This window comes from Tardiphaga sp. 37S4, assembly GCF_021044645.1.
In the GTDB taxonomy this organism is placed as follows: Bacteria; Pseudomonadota; Alphaproteobacteria; order Rhizobiales; family Xanthobacteraceae; genus Tardiphaga; species Tardiphaga robiniae.
On the sequence record NZ_CP088008.1, the window covers coordinates 3,124,705 to 3,143,435 of the forward strand.

Annotated in this window: 18 protein-coding genes; 12 read left to right on the top strand and 6 right to left on the bottom strand. The window is 61.7% G+C overall.

Annotation, left to right across the window (positions count from 1 at the left end; genetic code table 11):
• Positions 1-28 precede the first annotated feature (28 nt).
• From LPB73_RS15230 to LPB73_RS15265, 8 genes are all read left to right on the top strand, one after another.
• Positions 29-346, top strand: coding sequence for a nucleotidyltransferase family protein (locus tag LPB73_RS15230; RefSeq protein WP_093759043.1), 318 nt, complete (start codon positions 29-31; stop codon positions 344-346).
• The gene (locus tag LPB73_RS15235; RefSeq protein ID WP_231077377.1) at positions 265-681 is read left to right on the top strand and encodes a DUF86 domain-containing protein; all 417 of its coding nucleotides are present in this window, start codon (positions 265-267) and stop codon (positions 679-681) included. Before LPB73_RS15230 ends, LPB73_RS15235 begins: the two co-directional genes overlap by 82 nt.
• Positions 678-1,475, top strand: coding sequence for a DUF3298 and DUF4163 domain-containing protein (locus tag LPB73_RS15240; RefSeq protein ID WP_231077378.1), 798 nt, complete (start codon positions 678-680; stop codon positions 1,473-1,475). The genes LPB73_RS15235 and LPB73_RS15240 overlap by 4 nt, the downstream gene beginning before the upstream one ends.
• Positions 1,472-2,455, top strand: coding sequence for a methylmalonyl Co-A mutase-associated GTPase MeaB (gene meaB / locus LPB73_RS15245; protein WP_231077379.1), 984 nt, complete (start codon positions 1,472-1,474; stop codon positions 2,453-2,455). The genes LPB73_RS15240 and meaB overlap by 4 nt, the downstream gene beginning before the upstream one ends.
• 200 nt (positions 2,456-2,655) lie before the next feature.
• Positions 2,656-3,324, top strand: a complete 669-nt coding sequence (locus LPB73_RS15250) for a pyroglutamyl-peptidase I (RefSeq protein WP_231077380.1) — start codon at positions 2,656-2,658, stop codon at positions 3,322-3,324.
• A 153-nt stretch (positions 3,325-3,477) separates the two neighbouring features.
• Positions 3,478-4,731: a multidrug effflux MFS transporter gene (locus LPB73_RS15255; RefSeq protein ID WP_231077381.1), complete on the top strand. Its 1,254-nt coding sequence runs from the start codon at positions 3,478-3,480 to the stop codon at positions 4,729-4,731.
• Between the two features lie 113 nt (positions 4,732-4,844).
• Positions 4,845-5,102: a hypothetical protein gene (locus LPB73_RS15260; RefSeq protein WP_093759161.1), complete on the top strand. Its 258-nt coding sequence runs from the start codon at positions 4,845-4,847 to the stop codon at positions 5,100-5,102.
• A 1,315-nt stretch (positions 5,103-6,417) separates the two neighbouring features.
• Entirely contained in the window at positions 6,418-7,788 is a 1,371-nt protein-coding gene (locus LPB73_RS15265; RefSeq protein WP_231077382.1) for a TIGR03808 family TAT-translocated repetitive protein, read from the top strand.
• Here LPB73_RS15265 and LPB73_RS15270 read toward each other — a convergent pair.
• The 4 genes from LPB73_RS15270 to LPB73_RS15285 all read right to left on the bottom strand — a co-directional run bounded on the left by LPB73_RS15270 (position 7,785) and on the right by LPB73_RS15285 (position 11,846).
• A complete protein-coding gene (locus LPB73_RS15270; protein ID WP_231077383.1) occupies positions 7,785-8,306 on the bottom strand; it encodes a TIGR03809 family protein in 522 nt (173 codons plus the stop codon). The genes LPB73_RS15265 and LPB73_RS15270 overlap by 4 nt on opposite strands.
• A gap of 407 nt (positions 8,307-8,713) precedes the next feature.
• A complete protein-coding gene (locus tag LPB73_RS15275) occupies positions 8,714-10,465 on the bottom strand; it encodes a S8 family serine peptidase (RefSeq protein ID WP_231077384.1) in 1,752 nt (583 codons plus the stop codon).
• 80 nt (positions 10,466-10,545) lie between these two features.
• A complete protein-coding gene (locus LPB73_RS15280; RefSeq protein ID WP_231077385.1) occupies positions 10,546-11,280 on the bottom strand; it encodes a hypothetical protein in 735 nt (244 codons plus the stop codon).
• On the bottom strand, positions 11,277-11,846 hold the full coding sequence (locus LPB73_RS15285) for a sigma-70 family RNA polymerase sigma factor (RefSeq protein WP_089266985.1): 570 nt from the start codon (positions 11,844-11,846) through the stop codon (positions 11,277-11,279). Before LPB73_RS15285 ends, LPB73_RS15280 begins: the two co-directional genes overlap by 4 nt.
• A gap of 629 nt (positions 11,847-12,475) precedes the next feature.
• On the opposite strand from LPB73_RS15285, the gene LPB73_RS15290 reads away from it, so the two are divergent.
• The 4 genes from LPB73_RS15290 to LPB73_RS15305 all read left to right on the top strand — a co-directional run bounded on the left by LPB73_RS15290 (position 12,476) and on the right by LPB73_RS15305 (position 17,217).
• Complete coding sequence (locus LPB73_RS15290) at positions 12,476-13,546, top strand: GGDEF domain-containing protein (RefSeq protein WP_231077386.1); 1,071 nt, start codon at positions 12,476-12,478, stop codon at positions 13,544-13,546.
• Positions 13,547-13,615: 69 nt separating this feature from the next.
• Positions 13,616-14,728, top strand: coding sequence for a DUF2336 domain-containing protein (locus LPB73_RS15295; RefSeq protein ID WP_231077387.1), 1,113 nt, complete (start codon positions 13,616-13,618; stop codon positions 14,726-14,728).
• A 114-nt stretch (positions 14,729-14,842) separates the two neighbouring features.
• Positions 14,843-15,892, top strand: coding sequence for an NAD-dependent epimerase/dehydratase family protein (locus tag LPB73_RS15300; protein ID WP_231081160.1), 1,050 nt, complete (start codon positions 14,843-14,845; stop codon positions 15,890-15,892).
• The gene (locus LPB73_RS15305) at positions 15,889-17,217 is read left to right on the top strand and encodes a flavin-containing monooxygenase (protein ID WP_231077388.1); all 1,329 of its coding nucleotides are present in this window, start codon (positions 15,889-15,891) and stop codon (positions 17,215-17,217) included. The genes LPB73_RS15300 and LPB73_RS15305 overlap by 4 nt, the downstream gene beginning before the upstream one ends.
• Before the next feature lie 39 nt (positions 17,218-17,256).
• Here the strand turns inward: LPB73_RS15305 and LPB73_RS15310 are convergent, their stop codons facing one another.
• A complete protein-coding gene (locus LPB73_RS15310; protein ID WP_231077389.1) occupies positions 17,257-17,895 on the bottom strand; it encodes an NrsF family protein in 639 nt (212 codons plus the stop codon).
• Positions 17,896-17,897: 2 nt separating this feature from the next.
• Positions 17,898-18,443: a sigma-70 family RNA polymerase sigma factor gene (locus LPB73_RS15315; protein ID WP_231077390.1), complete on the bottom strand. Its 546-nt coding sequence runs from the start codon at positions 18,441-18,443 to the stop codon at positions 17,898-17,900.
• Positions 18,444-18,731: the final 288 nt, after the last annotated feature.

Below are 18,731 nucleotides of genomic sequence, written 5' to 3' on the forward strand. Positions count from 1 at the left end.
GTCACGGCAAACGTGGTAGGATCGCGGGATGACCGACGTGATCGACATCCCGCTGGAGACGATCCTCGCAAAACTGCGAGCGATTGCGCCTGCCATCAAAGCAGAAGGCGTGACGCGGCTGGCCGTGTTCGGCTCTAGGGTTCGCGGTGACGCACGGCCGGACAGCGATCTGGATATTTTGATTGAGACGTTCGACAGAGCGTCTTCAGCGCGACGCTTCGATCTGTTCAAGGTCATGCATCTCATCGAGGATACGATTGGAATTTGGCCGCACGTCATGTTTCCAACCGAATTGACACCTCGCATCAGGGAACGCATGGCCGACGATCTGATCGAGGTGTTTTGATGCCTCCCACGTCCGAAGATCGTCTGAAAGACATTCTTGATCGCGTTCATCTCATCGAGCGCGTCACGAGCGGCATGGCGCCGGATCAGTTCGCCGAAGACGAAGTTGTTCGCGGTGCGGTAGAGCGCTTCCTTGCCATCATCTACGAAGCGTCATTGCGGTTACCGGATAACGTCAAGATTCTCGCTCCGCATATCAATTGGCGAAGAATGAATGATTTCGGAAATCACCTCCGTCACGCTTATCATCTAACGGATGCGGACGAAGTCTGGCAGATCGTGCAGAATGACCTGCCTCCCCTCAAAGCCTTTGTTGAAAGCGTCATCCGCGAATGACTATACGTGCCTTTCATCAGTCGCTGCTTGCGGCTTTGCTCCTCGCACTGCCATGCATCGCGCCCGCCCTCGCCGCTGAGCTAAAGCCCGACATCCAGCTCAAGGCCAAATACACCGAGGTCGCCGTCTTCTTCGATGCCGCGATCAAGTCGGATGCCCCGCTGCTGAAATATCTAACATCCGCCAGCAATGGCTGGGCTGCGAAGACGCTCAAGGAACTGGCCGAGCAGCGCAAGGAGATGAACGATCTCCCTGCCGACATGCGCAACCGGCCATGGGAATCCGAGCGGACCTATGCGCAAAGCTCGTTGGTCGCGGGCCGCTATGTCAGCATCATCCGCGCGGACTACAACTACACCGGCGGCGCGCATCCCAATCGTGCCAACGACACGCTGCTGTGGGACAGGCAGGTCGGCAAGATGATCAGCATTCGTCCTTTCTTCACCGAGCTCGCCGATAGCGGGCCGGCGATGACGGCGATCCGCGATGCGGTCATCGCCGATCTCAAAGTCGAGAAGAAAAAGCGCGACAACGACAATCCCGACATGAGCCTCGTCGACGCGCTGGAGCCGAAGCTGCTCAAGATCGGCCCGGTGTCGCTGGCGCCGTCGACATCAGCCGGCAAGAGCTCCGGTCTCAGCTTCCATTACGGCCCCTATGCGGTCGGATCCTATGCCGAAGGCGACTACGACGCCTTCGTGCCGTGGGAGAAACTCAAGCCCTATCTGTCCGCCGAGGGCAGCGCGATCTTCGCCGGCGAGCGGCCGAAGGACGACGACAAGGGGCCGCAGTGACGAAAGCCCCCCTCGACATCGACGCGCTCGCCAAAGACCTCCGCGCCGGCAGCCGCGCCGCGCTGGCGCGGGCGATCACGCTGGTGGAAAGCCGCCGCGCCGATCATCAGGCCGCCGCGCGCGAACTCGTGCAGGCACTGCTGCCCGACACCGGCCGTGCGTTTCGCGTCGGCATCACCGGCTCGCCCGGCGTCGGCAAGTCGACCACCATCGATGTGCTCGGCATGTATCTGATCGAGCGCGGCCACAAAGTCGCCGTGCTGGCCGTCGATCCGTCCTCGGCGCGCACCGGCGGCTCGATCCTCGGCGACAAGACGCGGATGAACGATCTGTCGGCCCATCCGAACGCCTTCATCCGCCCCTCGCCGTCCTCCGGCACGCTCGGCGGCGTCGCGGCGAAAACCCGCGAGGCCATGTTACTGTGTGAAGCCGCCGGCTTCGACGTGGTGCTGGTGGAGACCGTCGGCATCGGCCAGTCGGAAACCGCGGTCTGCGACATGACCGATTTCTTTCTTGCGCTGATGTTGCCCGGCGGCGGCGACGAGTTGCAGGGCATCAAGAAAGGCCTGATCGAACTCGCCGACATGATCGCCATCAACAAGGCTGACGGCGACAACCTTAAACGCGCCAATATCACCGCTGGGGATTATCGCGGCGCGCTGCATATCCTGGCGCCGCGCTCGGAGCACTGGCATCCGCCGGTCGTGACCTATTCGGCATTGACCAAGACGGGTATCACCGAGCTCTGGGACAAGGTCGTCGCGCATCGCACCGCCATGAATGCCTCCGGCGATTTCGCCGCCCGCCGCCGCGAGCAGCAGGTGAAATGGATGTGGACCATGCTGGAGGATCGTTTGAAAGCGCGGCTGCGCAGCGATCCCGGCATTCGCAGCAAGGTCAAACAAGTCGAACGCGACGTCGCCGACGGCACGATGACGCCGGCCGTCGCGGCGGAAGCGATCGTGGAGTTGTTGAGGTAGCGCGCCCTAACCTCTCCCCGCTTGCGGGGAGAGGTCGGCTGGCGGAGCGCAGCAAAGCCAGACGGGTGAGGGGGACTATCCACTCGCTCCTAGTTCGTGGAGAGTCCCCCTCACCCGCCTTCCACATGCTTCGCATGTTACAGGCGACCTCTCCCCGCAAGCGGGGAGAGGTTAGCGCGCCGTCGCGATCATGGAGGCGAATGTTGAACCGTCCCGGTACATCCCCCCGCATCCTCATCACCGGCTTCGGCCCCTTCCCCGGCGCGCCGGTGAACCCGACGCAGGCGCTGGTGCGAAAACTCGCAACGCTGCGCCGCCCCGCTTTCGCCGACGTCACCCGCATCGCGCATATTTTCGACGTCACCTATGCCACCGTCGATCGCGACCTGCCCGAGCTTATCGCACGCCATCGCCCGGATGCACTGCTGATGTTCGGCCTCGCCGCACGCACGCCCTATATCCGGATCGAGACGCGCGCCCGCAACGCGGTGTCGATGCTGTGGCCCGATGCCGGCCACGCCACGGTGCGCCGCGCCTGCATCGTGCCTGGCGCCAGCGCGCAAAACTTCGGCCCGCACACGGCGCGTCTGTTCCGGGCTGCCCTCGCCACCGGCGCCCACGTGCGCTCCTCACGCGATGCCGGCCGCTATCTCTGCAATTATCTGTCCTGGCGCAGCATCGAGGCCACCCGCGCGCCGAACGGGCCACGCCTCGCGGCCTTCGTCCACGTGCCGCTGCTGACACAAGACACCACCTCGCACCGCATGACCTCCGACCAACTCACCGATACCGGTGAAGCGATCCTGCTGGAAATGATCCGCATGACCCGGGTCAAGCTGGGTGACGCGGCCCGGAATTCCGGGGTTTAAGACCGTCGAAACGACGCTCCCGGCCATTCTCTGAACATTAATTCATACAATGGGAAAATTCCGCCGGTTTCCGCGACGCAGCCATGCCGAAAGTCAACTTGTGCATCGCAGCATGAACACCCTAATGGCGGGAATGCTTTCAGGAATAGCTTTGTGACCGACATCAACGCCGACGCCGCCCTGGTGGTGTCATCGACCCATAGCCCGATGAAATTTCCGGAATTCGTCGTCGTGATCGCCTCGATCATGGCGCTGAATCCGATGGCTATGGACATCATGCTGCCGGCGCTGCCCCATCTCGGCGCAGCTTTCAAAATCGCCGATGCGAACCGGCTGCAAACGGTGCTGTCGGTGTTCCTGCTCGGCTTCGGCGTCGCGCAATTCGCCATCGGTCCGCTGTCGGACCGGTTCGGCCGCCGCCCCGTCCTGCTCGGTGGCATGGCTGTCTATTGTGTCGCCAGCCTGCTGGCGGTGATCGCGCCCAGTTTCGAACTCCTGCTGCTGGCGCGCCTGCTGCAGGGCCTCGGCACCGCCGCGACGCGCGTGATCGCCGTGTCGATCGTGCGCGACTGCTATGCCGGCCGTCGCATGGCCGGTGTCGTATCGCTCGCGATGATGGTGTTCATCGCCGTGCCGGTGATTGCGCCATCGTTCGGCCAGGCCGTGATGCTGCTCACCGAATGGCGCGGCATCTTCGTGGTCTTGACGCTCTATGGCGTATTGGCGCTGATCTGGAGCGCCGTGCGCATGCCGGAAACGCTCGCGGTCGCCGATCGCAGGTCGATCGCGCTGCGCGACGTCCTCCTTGCCTATCGGCAGACCGTCACCAACCGGCAGACGCTGGGCTATGCGCTCGCGGCCGGCGGATTGCAGGGTTCGCTGTTTGCCTTCGTCTTCATCTCGCAGCAGGTGTTCACCGAAATCTATCATCTCGGCCATTACTTCCCGCTGGCCTTCGCAGCGATTGCGTTGGGCGTCGCCATTGCCGGTTTTACGAATGCACGTTTCGTCAATCGCCTTGGCATGCGCGTGATCTCGCATGGCGCGTTGCTTGGCTATGTCGCGGTGGGTGGCACGATGCTGCTGGCGGCCAGCAACGGCATGCTGCCACTGCCGCTGTTCATGGCGCTATCGGCGCTGATGATGTTTTCCTTTGGCTTGATGTTCGCCAATTTCACAGCGCTGGCAATGGAGCCGCAAGGCCACATCGCCGGCACTGCATCGTCGCTCTATGGCACACTGACCACGCTGCTCGGCATCGGGATCGGCTATGTTATCGGGCAGCACTATGACGGCACGCTGCTGCCGTTTGCGACCGGCCTCTTTCTCTGCACGCTCGCCGCGCTGGCGGTGATCCTCGTGGTGGAAAAGGGCCGCCTGTTCAAGTCTCACAAGATGGTGAGCTGAGCGCTCTCGCGGCGTAGCCGAATGGCCGTCGCGCAATTTTGAAATGTCTGGGAATACGTCGGGGCGAACCCGGCGCCGCCATGAACGTTATCAATTTTTACCGGAGCAATCCGATGCCCTACGCACTGTTCTGTGACGACGCGAAACTGAGCAAATCCTATCCGACCGAAGCCGACGTGTGGAAACTCGCCGCCGAGAGCGGCCTTGTCACCGATGTCGAAGCCAAGAATTCGAAGCCGACGCCGCGCCGCGTGCTCGACAACGACTATGAGATCCGTCCCTGCCAGGCGGAGCCCGGCGAATGCCCGGAAAAGAACGAACGCGACGCCCAGGCCGAGAAGGATTTCCAGCTCGCGCTGAAGGGACGATAGCGCGGGGTGCCCTTGGGGCGCCCAGCGAAGCGACGTCCGAAATTATGCGCCTGCACGCTCCCCCGTTGGCCCAAACTCCGGGGGCGCGATCTTAGCAAAGCCGACAGAACGCAAACCTCAGCCACTCCAATTGTGCCGGGGAATCCCGATCCACACTTGTCATTCCGGGGCGCACGCAAGCGGCGAAGCCGCTGAAGTGCGACCCCGGAATCTCAGAGTGTTTGGCGCTGACTAGAGACTCCTATGCTGGGATTCCGGGTTCGCCTGCGCGAAGGTGCGCCCGCGCCCTCAGGCAAACCAATTGGTTTGCCGGGGAATGACAGTGTGGGGCGGCAAGACAGTCCTCGAACATTTTTTCCTATCCTCCGTTGACAACATCCCCATCAGGTTTATATTCCCCTTCGTCCTGCCCCACCGAGAGGGGCGATCGCGATCGTCACGTTCGCGGGGCAGGATGCGGTGGACGCCGGAGATGCGGCGTTACGCGGTTCATGGGGGACGTCTGTCTTCGGGCAGGACGGATCTGCGCCAACACTGCCACTGGCAAGGAGACGGCCGGCCTTGGGATGGAAAGATCCCTGGACAGTGTGACGGACGACCAAATCGAAACGCGTTCGGCCAAGTGCTTTGCGGCTACCCTGTCCCTCCGCCCTGGGACATTAATTTTGGTGATGGGACCGTTCGCCATGGCAGATGTGCAAGCAACCGAAAAAACACCGCATGCGGAACGCCGGGCAATCGCTCGGCGCCTCCGAAAGTCCTGATGCACACTAACCTGCGGAAGACCGCGTCGCATCAGGCCCAAGGGTGCAACGGGCACCCGGCGTTCCGCACGCCCTCTCACAGGGGGCAGGAATGCAAGAGACGACGGCGCCCCCGCGCTGCAAATAACAGGGGTGATGACGCATGTCTGAAGAGCAGTGGCTGTTTGACAGTTGAATCTGAACTAGCGTGACGCGCGCACGCTCAAACCAAACGCCGTCATGCCCGGCGCATGCCGGGTATCCACGTCTTGGCGACAAAGCAAGGCGTGGATGGCCGGAACAAGTCCGGCCATGACGTGGGAGAGGCCTGGGTCATTGCGAAGCTGGCTTCGCGCTGTCCGCGCATGACGACCGAGAGCGTTACGCGAGATCGCAGGATCGGTAGAGCACGGGCGCATCGCTCCGGCGCGAGCCCATGCTGCGTTCCAGCGCGCAGGTGAGCGCATCATTAACCCTACCCTGCACATTCATCGCGGCCACTCTCGCCTGGCAACGTCACACGCATCATCTTGCGTTACGTCATCAGCGGACATCCACCGGGACCTTGAACCATGGACGTGCATCGCCGCCATCTGTTGACTGCGTCCGGCGCGGGTCTCGCCGCCGGCGCATTCGCCGCATCGAGTGACGCGGCACGCGCCGCCACGCTCACCTCGACGCTCGGACGCGACGCCGCGCAATATGGCGTGCGTGCCAATAGCCAGGACGATCAGACCCGCGCATTGCAACGCGCCATCGACGAGGCAGCGCGCGTGCAGGCGCCGCTCGCATTGCCGCCCGGTACCTATCGCACCGGCATGCTCAGGCTCGCGCGCGGCTCGCAGATCATCGGCATCCGCGGTGCAACGACCCTCACCTTCAGCGGCGGCGCATCACTGCTGTCAGGCGAAGGCGCGGACTATGTCAGCCTCAGCGGCCTCACGCTGGACGGCAACTTCGCCAAACTGCCGCCGCGGCGCGGGCTGCTGCACATGGTGCAGGCACGCGAACTCCGCATCGGCGATTGCACCGTCACCAATAGCGGCGGCGCAGGCATCTGGCTGGACAACACGGCGGGCGCGATCACCGGCAATACACTCACCAACATCGCCACCACGGCGATCGTCTCGTTCGATGCGCAGGGGTTGATCGTCGCGCAAAACATCATTTCCGGCACCAGCAGCAACGGCATCGAGATCCTGCGCACCGCCATCGGCGATGACGGCACGCAAGTGATCGACAATCGTATCGAGGACATCAAGGCCGGTCCCGGCGGCTCCGGTCAGTATGGCAACGCCATCAACGCTTTTCGTGCAGGCAATGTCATCGTCGCCGGCAATCGCATCCGCAATTGCGATTACTCGGCGGTGCGCGGCAACTCCGCATCGAACATCCACATCACGGGCAACAGCGTGTCGAGCGTGCGCGAAGTCGCGCTCTATTCGGAATTCGCCTTCGAGGCCGCGGTGATCGCCAACAACACCGTCGATGGTGCGGCGCTCGGTGTCTCCGTTTGCAACTTCAACGAAGGCGGCCGTATCGCCGTCGTACACGGCAACATCATCCGCAACCTGCTCCCGAAGCGGCCGATCGGTACGGCGCCCGACGACGATGCCGGTATCGGCATCTATATCGAGGCGGACGCCAGCGTCAGCGGCAATGTCGTCGAGAACGCGCCGTCCTTCGGCATGATCGCGGGCTGGGGCAAGTATCTGCGCGATGTCGCCATCACCGGCAACGTGGTGCGCAACAGCTTCATCGGCATTGGTGTATCGGTCGCACCGGGCGCCGGCACCGCGCTTGTCAGCAACAACATGATTTCAGGCGCGCCACGCGGCGCCGTGGTCGGCCTCGATCATGCGAGGCCGGTGACGCCGGACCTCACCGCCGATGGCGCACAGCGCTATCAGCAGATTGCCCTCTCCGGGAACATGGTGCGCTAAAGCGCTGTCCGCAGCATCGGATAGCGCGCGCTCATCACCAGAGGATCAAGCGCCTTCTGCCAATCCAGATCTGCCGGCGTCACCGCCGCCTGCCGCGGCGGAGCCTGCCGCAACAGGGTTTCGATCGGGATCAGGACGGGCGAAGCCGCTTCAGCCACCGGCTCGATGTCGGGCTGCAACGGCGCAACCGCAGGCGCTGCGATGGCAGGAGCCGCGACGGCAGCAGGCCGCGGTGGTTCAGGGGCGCGCGGCGCCCGGTAGATCACACCTTCCGAAGACAGCACGCGCCTCACCGCGGCTGTCTCGCCCTCGACCATCAGCCGCCAGCGTTCAACCGCCTCCTTGGCTTCCTGAATATTGTCGAGAAACTCGGCTTCACTGTGAAAACGGCGCCAGCGCCCGCTCTCGAACAGTTCTGTCAGGTAATCCAGCCGGCTCTCGGCAAGAGCGCACCAGCGCTGGGCCAGTGGCCGACCGATGCCGGCATGCGGGTAAGGAAAATTCAGGTGAGATGACATGGAAATGTCCGCAAGAGAAAAAACGGACGCAAAGCAACAAACGAATCACTCACCAATACTTGGAGAGTTTCTGTGGAAAAGTTTTCGGGGTCCAGCGCAATGTGGTCAAACTTGGACAATTGCGTTGAAAACACGTGAGAAAGCCCCGTCAAACCTGAGGTATTGCAGTCAAGCCTTGCTTGAGCCTTGCTCGATGCCGGGCCATGCACCGGCAATCTATGACCTGAAGGTTAAAATTTTTGGTTAACAAAAACGAAAGACCCGTCCGGGGGGACAACCGGACGGGTCAAGCTATACCGGCGCGAATGTTTGGGCGCATGCGCCGGATATGGCCTCGTTGGGGAGGGAATGCCGCTCCCACATCCATATGTCCGGCAGACCCGGCCAAACGTTCAACGATCAGGAGATTATTTTTGGACGTCTGACGCCATCGACGGCGACGATGCCTCGACCGCACGCGTCGTCGGCGCCGGCGCGGTGACGAGAACAGGCGTGACAGGCGCAGGCGCTGTCGCCACGGGTTGCTGAGCGCCCTGCACTGCCGATACCGCACTATAGGCATCCGCCGCGCCGGCACCGAACAGGTCGTCACGGCCGGGCGCACCAAGATCACGCGCGGTTGTCATCAGGATGCTGCGGATCTCGTTCGGCCGTAGTTGCGGATTGCGCTCGATCATCAATGCGGCGAGCCCGCTGATGTAAGCCGCCGAGAACGAGGTGCCCGACGTCATCTGGTACTTGTTGTCCGGCGCGGGCAGGAAGATATCGACGCCCGGCGCAGCCACCGCGATGTGGCTGCCACGGTTCGACGCGGAGAACAGCCTGTCATACGCATCGGTGGCGCTGACTGCGATCACGCTGGGGCTTGCAGCAGGATAAAGCGGCGGCGATTTCGGTCCGGCATTGCCTGATGCTGCGACCATCACGATGCCCTTGCTGGCTGAGGCCGCAATACCGCGCTCGATCAGCGGATCCTGCGGACCGGCAAAGCTCATATTGATGACCTGGGCGCCATTCATGGCCGCGTGGTTGATACCCTTGAGGATCACGAAAGACGAACTCTCGGCACCGCCCTGCGACACACCAAAAGCGCGAATGGCCAAGATGCGCGCGCGCGGCGCGCTGCCCATCAGCCGCGCATGCGATACGATCGCCCCCGCAATGCCGGTGCCGTGCACATGCGCACCTTCCTTGCTGCCAAGCGCATCGAACGAACCCACGATGGCATCAGCAAGTTCGGGATGCGCGACGTCGATGCCGGAGTCGATCACAGCGACTGTGACATTGGCACCGGCGGACAGCTTGTGCGCCTCGGGCAGACGCAACTTCGCCAGCGCATATTGCGCAGGATCGCCCTCGCCCATCGTCGGCACTGTCACCTGGTCCTGCAGCACATAGCGGAAATTGGGTTGCACAGCGCGCACGTCAGCCTCGGCGCGCATCTGGGACTCGACAGTCTCGACCGAACGGTTGTCGGTGATGCCGAACAGGCTGATATTGGCGCCGATCAGCGGAAAGTCCTGCGACGACAGACGCTCCAGGCGCAGACGGCGCGCCAGCGCATCCGTCTGGTCGGGCGTGAGCGCGCTGTCGAGTTCGGCGACAATCTGCCGGGGGACATAGCGCGTATTGAGGGCCGCCTGCGGGCCATTGCTGCGCGGTCCACCACCGGCATTCTGACTGCGCGGCGTCGGGCCACCGCCGCCCAGATCAGCAACGAATGGCTTCTCGTTGCACTCGCCGGATGCCGCGCGATTGGCATAGGCACAGCTCGGATAGGTGTTGGGGGAATAGCGTACATAAGGAATGGTTGGCAGCACGCCCACGATCTTCGGCGGCGGTGTGCGCCCTGGCCGCGTGGATATGGGCGGTGTCCGGCTGGCTGTCGTCCCGATCGCCGCCCCGCGCGGGCCGACGCCGGTGATACCGACGCGACCAACAATGGGTCCACGGCTCGCGATATTCGGGCCACGGCCGGCGATGCGACCCGCGCCGGCAGCGATGTTCGGATTGATGCGCGGCGTTGTGCTGGGAGCGATCGTGGGAATGCGCGAACCGATATTGAGGCTCGGCGAGCGCATCATGCTCTGCGCGCCAGCGACCGAAAGGCTGAACGGCCACGCGACGGCGAGCGAAAGCACAGCGGCCGTGCATTTCATCATTGGTCTGGAGGCACCACGATCATGTCTCATGGAACAGGCCTCGCACGCATAATGCGGATCGGATCAACCGACGGCGCCTATTGCGCCTGAACCGCCATGCTGACGATCTTCTCGTTCTCCAGCCGGCGGATCAGCCCGGCGATCTGGTCCTTGGTCATCACCCGATTGCCGAACTGCAGCCGGAACAGCCCGTCCTTGCCGCTATCGACAATCGTGCCCTGATAGCCGTCGAGCAGCGCTGTGATGTCCGACACCCGCGCAGTCGGCGCAAAACGGACGAACAGGCGCGTCGGAGCTTCTACCGAGGCCGGTGCCGGCGCGAGCGACCGGGTGACAGTGGTCGGTGCACTCGCTGGCGACGGCGCAGCTTCATAGGACGCGGTCTGGAATGAGTGTGTATCGCGCTGCATCAGCACGGTGCCGATCACACCTGCCTGCAGCATGATCGCAAGCGCGCCAACAGCGGCCGAAGCCGCCAGCGTCCGCGGCGAAAGCGATGCGAAAAATCCGGAAATCCGCGCCGACAGACCGACCGACGTCGATCCGCTGCGCACCGGCTCGGCGTCAATCGCAGCAAACAGCTTCTGCATTGCCTGTGAGGACGGCGCACCGAGGCTCTCATTGAGGCCAATGGTCTCCGCATATTCTTCCTGGATCACAGCATATTGCTTCGCCAGTTCCGGATCCTTGGCGAGTGCATCATCGACGCGGCGCGCATCACGCGCGTTGAGCGTGCCCGCGGCGTGCCAAGGCAGCAATGCCTCGATCTCGCCTGGCTCCTGGGTCGGCACTTTGTTGCTCATCGCCATCATGGCCAGCCTCGTTCAATGCCGGCTGCCTTGAGCAGATCGGCTAATTTCTTGCGCGCATAAAACAGGCGCGTCTTGACGGTGTTCTCGGGAATTCCAACGATCTCGGCCACCTCTTCCACGGACTTCTCGTGGTAGTAGACGAGATCGACGATTTCCCGATGCTCGGGCGAAAGGGATGTCAGGCACTTTCGCAACGCGTCACTGGTATCCTTTTTCTGAACCGACACTTCGGGATTATCGGACGTATCCTCGATCGCGTTGGCCGTCTCATCGTCCAGTTCGGCGTCCTTGCGCTTGCGCAGCGCGGACAGCGCCTTGAACCTCGTAATCGCCAGGAGCCAGGTCGAGACCGCGGAACGGCCCTCGAATTTGCCTGCCTGCCGCCACACATCCAGGAACACTTCGCTGATAAGATCCTCAGCAATCTGTTCGTTCCGCACCAGCCGAAGGCCGAAGCGAAACACCCGGACGTGGTGCCTGCCATAAAGCACCTGCATGGCAAGACGGTCGCCTTGCGCAATCCGGGCGATCAGAATCTCATCCGATGCCGCCTGTGTTGCACTCACTGCCCGTCTCGCAAGGTTGGTCTGAATGAGGATGTAAGAGGTTCGATTGACAAGATAAAATCTTCTCGAATGGGCAGGAATATACCGGTCGCGGCTGTTTTAACCGCGCCGAACGGGCTTTTACCGCCCTTTTCTTGGGCGGAACGGGTAACAGGTAGCATAATGCTGGGGCATTTCCGACCCGAACGCCAGCGATTCACACGGCAACCTTACCAAGTCGTGGCTTCCGGAACAGCCTTGAGACGGCGGAACCTGCATTTTGCAGCCATATCCCGAAACCCTCGTCAATGAATACCGTAACTTGTCCCGGCGGCTTGTCCGCCACATCAAGTCAACTCGCCCGGGCCCGTCATCGGTCCGGGCATTTTTACTTAAACAACAAAGCTATGCTTGAAACCTTCTGGCAGTCCCGCAGTACGCGATCTGTCGACAGATGTCGCCGGGAGCAGCAAATGAGTAGCCCGTTACCAGATTTGACTTGCGGCAATAGATACCAAACCTAAAGGCTTTGAGCACTAGAGTTCCATCAGCAAAACCCATCGATGGGCTCAATGACCGCAGCCGCTTCATCAGTCTTGAATCCAGTCAACGGCGACTTCGAAGCCGTCGATGGAGAGTTGCGGTCTGATATGCTGGCACGTCGCCTGAAGCGGCGGCGCCAAATGCTCGCATTGGCGGCCGCCAGTCATGCCGTCAACGTCGTGCTGCTTTTCGTCTTCCTTGCAGCAGGCACTATCGATGGCACCATCGTCGCGGCCTATGCCGGCTGCGCTTTTACCTCTGTCCTGATCTTCCTCGCGATCTCCGAGAGCGGCCTGACGGATGACTGGCGCGATCACTTCTTCGCAGCGCCCTACACGGCTGTCACTTACGCACTTCTGCTCGCCTTCGTTTACACAGCACCCAATGTCGCCGTCGTGTTTCTCTGCGCATTGTTTCTTGTGGCCAATGTCATCGCCTTGCGTACCTCGCCACGTGAAGGTGTCGGCGCCTGGACCGTCATGACCGGCGGCCTCGCGCTGCTGTATTTCTTCGTCGATCTGCCCTTGACGCTCCCCTCCAGCAACTCGATCGAACGCTTCGGCACCTTGCTGACATTCTCGATGACCATCGCCCGCAGTATGTTCATTGGCATTTTCTCCAGCTCGCTACGCGACGCGCTGTTTCGGCGCCGCGTTGAACTCGAGGCCGCCTACAAGCGCATCGAAGAGCTCGCAGAACTCGATGAACTGACGGGGTCGTTCAATCGCCGCTGCATCATGCGGCTGCTTGACGATGAAATCATCCGCGCACAGCGCAGCAACACACCCTGCACCGCCGCGCTGATCGACCTCGACTGGTTCAAGCGGATTAACGACAATTTCGGACACCCAACCGGCGACGAAGTACTGCGGACCTTCGCCATCACCATTTTCGCCAATATCCGCAGCATCGACAAATTCGGCCGCTATGGCGGCGAGGAATTCCTGCTGGTGCTGCCGGACACGCCGCATGACAAGGCCGTGCAAATGCTCGACCGTTTGCGGGGGATTGTCGAAGCACTGGATTGGAGCGCATTTTCCGACGGCTTGACCGTGACGATTTCGGGCGGCGTTGCGACATTGGGTCCGAACGACACGCCAGACACCTTACTCGCACGCGCCGACAGCGCACTCTATGCCGCCAAGGAGCGCGGACGAAATCGAATTGCAAGCGCCTGAACGAATTTAACGAACCCTGGCCGCAACATATTAGCGGCAGGACACGATTAGAATTACGGGATTTGATTTATGTCTTCGAAGTCACCGTTATCGCCAAATTTACTCGACGAACTTGACGCCGCACTGGCCCACGGAACGGTCGCACGGCGCGTGGAAACGCTGCGCCGTGTCACGGATCTGTTCGTCAATAATGCCGTGGACTACTCCGATGCGCAGATCGCAGTGTTCGACGACGTCTTCGATTGCCTGCTGACGCATATGGAAGCGTCTGCAAAGGCCCTTCTGGCCGAGCGACTGGCACCCATCCCTGTCGCACCGCCCCGGGTCGTCCGGACCCTCGCATTCGACGATTTGATCGAGGTCGCCGCCCCCGTGCTCTCACAATCGGAGCAGCTCGATGACCATGCGCTGATCGAAAATGCACGCACCAAGAGCCAGGACCATCTGCTCGCGATTTCGACGCGCAAGGTCCTGAGCGGCGCCCTGACGGATGTTCTTGTCGAACGCGGCAACGAAGCCGTCGTCACCAGCACCGTCAACAACCGCGGCGCCGAGATTTCAGAACGCGGTTACAATACCCTGCTCTCCCGTGCCGAGGGCAACGATACGATTGCGACATGTGTTGGCCTGCGTCCCTCCATTCCGCGCCACCACTATCTGAAGCTCGTCGCCAAGGCGTCGGCCTCGGTCCGGGCGAAGCTGGAAGCCGCCCACGTCCACCACACCGCCGACATATCTCTGGTGGTTCAGCAGGTCGCCCGGCGGGCTCGCTCCGCACCAGGCAGCATCAGTCAGCAGACCGTCATCGCCCATGGTCTCGTACGCTCCCTGTTTGAAGACGGTCGGCTGGATGAAAACGAAGTGGCGAAATTCGCCGAAGCCGGCAAGTTCGACGAGGCTAACGCCGCGCTCGCGTGCCTGGCCAACGTGCCAATCTCCGTCGCGGAAACCATGATGGTCGAATCCCGCAGCGAGGGCATTTTCATTCTGTGCAAGGTCGCGAATTTTTCATGGAAGACGGTCAAGACTATCATCAACATGCGCGAGCAACTCGCTGGAACGCAAATGTCTGACAGCGCGACCGACCGCGAGACCTATGAGCGCCTCCGCATCTCCGCGGCGCAACAAGTCCTGCGCTTCCACCGTATGCAGCAGGCGACGTCCGACCTACCTGCCGCCTGACGTTTGTCAGTCGACATGTTTCCACGCGAATGGCCGCAGTCTGGCCATTGAGACCGAGCGCCGCAACGCCAATTGCGCTGAGCAGCCATTCCGTCAGGAGGCATCGACTTGCCGGTGAAGGCGCTGATAGTGATGCCTCGATCACGGCGAATAACGCCGGAACGGTTGGCATCAAGCAGGGCGGGATTCATGCGCGTCTTGATTACAGGCGCCGGTGGCTTCATCGGCAGAACACTCACTTCTGCGCTGCTTCAAGCAGGCGCGCTCACCAATACTGCAGGCACAAGCGAAACAATCGAGGAGCTCCTCCTTCTCGACACACATCTGCCGCCAGCATCCGACCGACGTGTGAGGCACTTGCAAGCCGACATCGACGTACCCGATACGCTGAAGAAAATCGCTGCATGGAAACCCCATAGCGTGTTTCATCTCGCCGCTGTGCTGACCAGCGCCGCAGAACAGGACTCGACGCGCGCGCTGGCGGTGAATGTTTCGGCGCTGGCGGAATTGATCGACGCCATCGGCACGAAGGATGCTCCGCCCCGCCTGATCTTTCCAAGTTCGATCGCGGTCTTCGGCGGGTTATTGCCTGATCACGTCGATGACGATCATTTGCAGCGTCCACAAACCTCCTATGGCACGCACAAGGCCATCGCCGAATTGATGCTGGCGGACGCCACGCGTCACGGAATGGTCGATGCACGTGCCCTGCGCCTGCCGATCGTGCTGGTGCACCCCGGCCCGCCAACACAGTCGGTATCCGACCGGATCGCGGGCATCGTTCGTGATGGCGTCGCCGGAAAGCCGTCGATTTGCCCATTGCGCGCGGACACGAAAGTGCCGATCGTTTCGGTGGAGACCGTTGCGCAGAATTTGATCACGCTTCACAATGCCGATCCAGCCAAGATGCGCGGCAAACGCGCGCTCAATCAGCCTGCTTTGACGATCAGCATGGACGACATCATTGAATCGATTGCACGTGTCACCAACACCACGCCGAACGTGACATATGCCCTCGATCCCGATCTCAAGAAGATCGTCGATAGCTGGCCGAAAGGTTTCATCTCCACCCGCGCGCCATCCCTCGGCGTCGTCGCCGACAAGAGTTTCGAGGACATCGTGAGCCAGTATCGCCAGCGTCTTGCCGAAAAATCTGCTGCATGACCGAGCCCGTGGCCGACATCTGCATCATTGGCGCCGGCTCATCCGGTATTGCCGTTGCCAAGGCCCTGCACGACAAGGGGCTCAGTTTCGACATCTACGAGAAGGGCTCAAATATCGGCGGGATGTGGCGCTACGGCAATGACAATGGCCTGTCCTGCGCCTATCGCAGTCTGCATATCGACACCAGCCGCAACAATCTCGGCTATTCCGATTTTCCGATTCCAGCCGACAAGCCCGACTTCCTGTCTCACCAGCAGTTGCTGGACTATCTGGAAGCCTATGCCGACCGATTTGGCGCACGATCTCGCATCCGCTTCAACTGCGAAGTGACCTCGGTCGAAAAGAGCGACGACGGCTGGCACGTGACGACGAAGGAAGGCACCCGCGAATACAAGACGGTGATCGTGGCCAATGGTCATCTCTGGGATCCGCGTTGGCCGACCTTCTCGGGCACATTCAACGGCACGGCGATTCATTCCAGCCAGTATCGCACCGCGCAACCATTCGAAGACAGGAAGGTGCTGGTCGTCGGCATCGGAAACTCGGCCGTCGATATCGCCGTCGATCTCTGCAAGCGCGCCAACAGCGTCGTGCTGTCCACGCGAACCGGCGCCCATATCATGCCGAAATACATGATGGGCATCCCGATCGATCGCTGGTCGGCCTTCTTCGCGCGCAAGCTGAAATTACCGACACTGCTGACGCGCATGATCATGGCACGGCTGATCTATCTCGCCGTCGGCGATCAGACCCGCTTCGGCGTGCCAAAGCCGAAACATCCCATGTGGCGCGAACATGCAACGTTGAGCCAGGAGTTGCTGCCTTACATCGGCCATGGCTGGATCAGCATCAAGCCGAACGTCACCTCGTTGGAGGGGGACGCCATCGCCTTCGCCGATGGCACGCTGGAGAGCTTCGACGCGGTGATCTACGCGACCGGTTACAAGAGCAGCTTCCCGTTCCTCGCGCCCGAGATCTTCTCGGTGCCGGAAGACGGCGGCATGGTTGATCTCTATCGGCGCATTACACCGCCGAACCGGCCTGGCCTGTTCTTTGCCGGATTGGTGCAGCCCATCGGACCGACCATTCCGCTGGTCGAAATCCAGGCCCGATGGATCGCATCTGTGCTGACCGGAAAGGTCGCCCTGCCCAGCCCTGGCGATATGGCGCTGGAGGTCCGCGACTTTCACCAGAGGAAGATCAGCACCTGGCTCAATTCAGCGCGCTACACGCTGGAAGTCGACTTCAAAGACTACACCGGCGAGCTAAACAGAGACATCGCGAAGGCGGCAAGCGGCCGTCCTGCGGCCGTGGCATCGGCCTGACCGGCTTCGTTTTCGCGGACCGCGTGGCTCACGCGCAGCTCAATAGCGCAGTACTTTCGAACCGATGGCTGCACCCAGCGCCGCCACGACGAGGGCTGCGAGCGTATACCAGGTCGCGACAAACAGCGGCGAGTCATCCGCGCAATGCGCGGCGTAAAACGTCGCCCCTAGCCCGGCTGACATCAATCCCGCGAGTGCACCGGCAACGGCGGGGCGTGACGGCGCGCCGTGGCGCAGCGCGATCATCGCGCCGCCGAGGATCGGCAGCGACAGCAATGTGATCGCCGCCGAACACAGCGACGAGTTTCTGCCGATAATGCGCACCATCATCGGCGCGCGCTGCGGCATCGTCATTTCGACGATCAACGCGACGATGAGAATGAACGGCGACAACAATAACAGCCAGATCCAGCGCCCCAACGACGCCTCGGGCCGGGACAGATGGACACTGATCACGATGGCCGGAATGGCAAGCGCCAGCGTCACCAGAAACTTCGTATCGAAGAACGGATTGCGCATCGCCGACATGAAGTCCGGGCGAATGCCAAGCGTCACCAGCAACATCGCTGCAACGACCGGCAGCGTGACCAACAAGGCCATCGCGAGTTGGGTACTCACGGAGCGCGGTCTCTGATCGTTGTCGGCAGCCAGCGTCTGAATCAGGCGATCGGTATCCATGGTCAGTCCTTTCGCAGCTTGGCTGCGAGGCTCGCGAGCCCACGATGCAACGCCACGCGCACGGCGCCTTCGGTCATCGACAATTTCGACGCCGTGGTCTTGATGGATGCGCTTTCCACCGCGATCGATCGCAACACGTCGCGCTGCCGCGGCGGAAGATCAGCGAGATGATTGGATATCTCGACGGTGGGCAATGTTTCGGCGGGCGCTTCGCTCGGAATCGTCTCGGCAAAATCGTCGATGTTGACGAAGGTCCGACGCCCGCGCCGGCGCAGCGCATCGATCAATTTGTTGCGAGCGATCGCAAACAGCCACGGCGCGAATGGCGCGTTTGCGTCCCAGGTCTGCCGCTTCAAATGCACCGCCAGCAAAATGTCCTGCACAATATCCTCGGCCTGATCGGGCGGCTGGCCAGCCCGTGACAGGCCCTGCCGCGCTCCGGCACGCAGCACGGGCGTAACCGACTTCAGCAGGCGATGATAAGCAACGCTATCCCCTGCATTGGCCGACCGCATCAGATCGGTCCATTCGTCGTCACGTCCGCGCACGCGCGCTCCTAAAGCCAATTCGGCGGATAGTTCAATTTGTTACGTCAGCCGAGAGAAAAATCACGGAACCGTGAAGCCCTCACCTGCGCCCCAACCCCGAGCCGAAGATTTCAAGGACATCCGGCTCATAACATCGAACCGTCAGAGTGACATCCGTCGCCTTGATTTCAAAGGCAGATTTTTCCTGAGGCCTGTGGAGACGATGACTGCGGCGGTGTTCATGCCCCGTTTCTGCCGGACTCGTCCGAAGATTCCCTTTTTTTGCCCCGGTGTGAACACCTGCGCAGT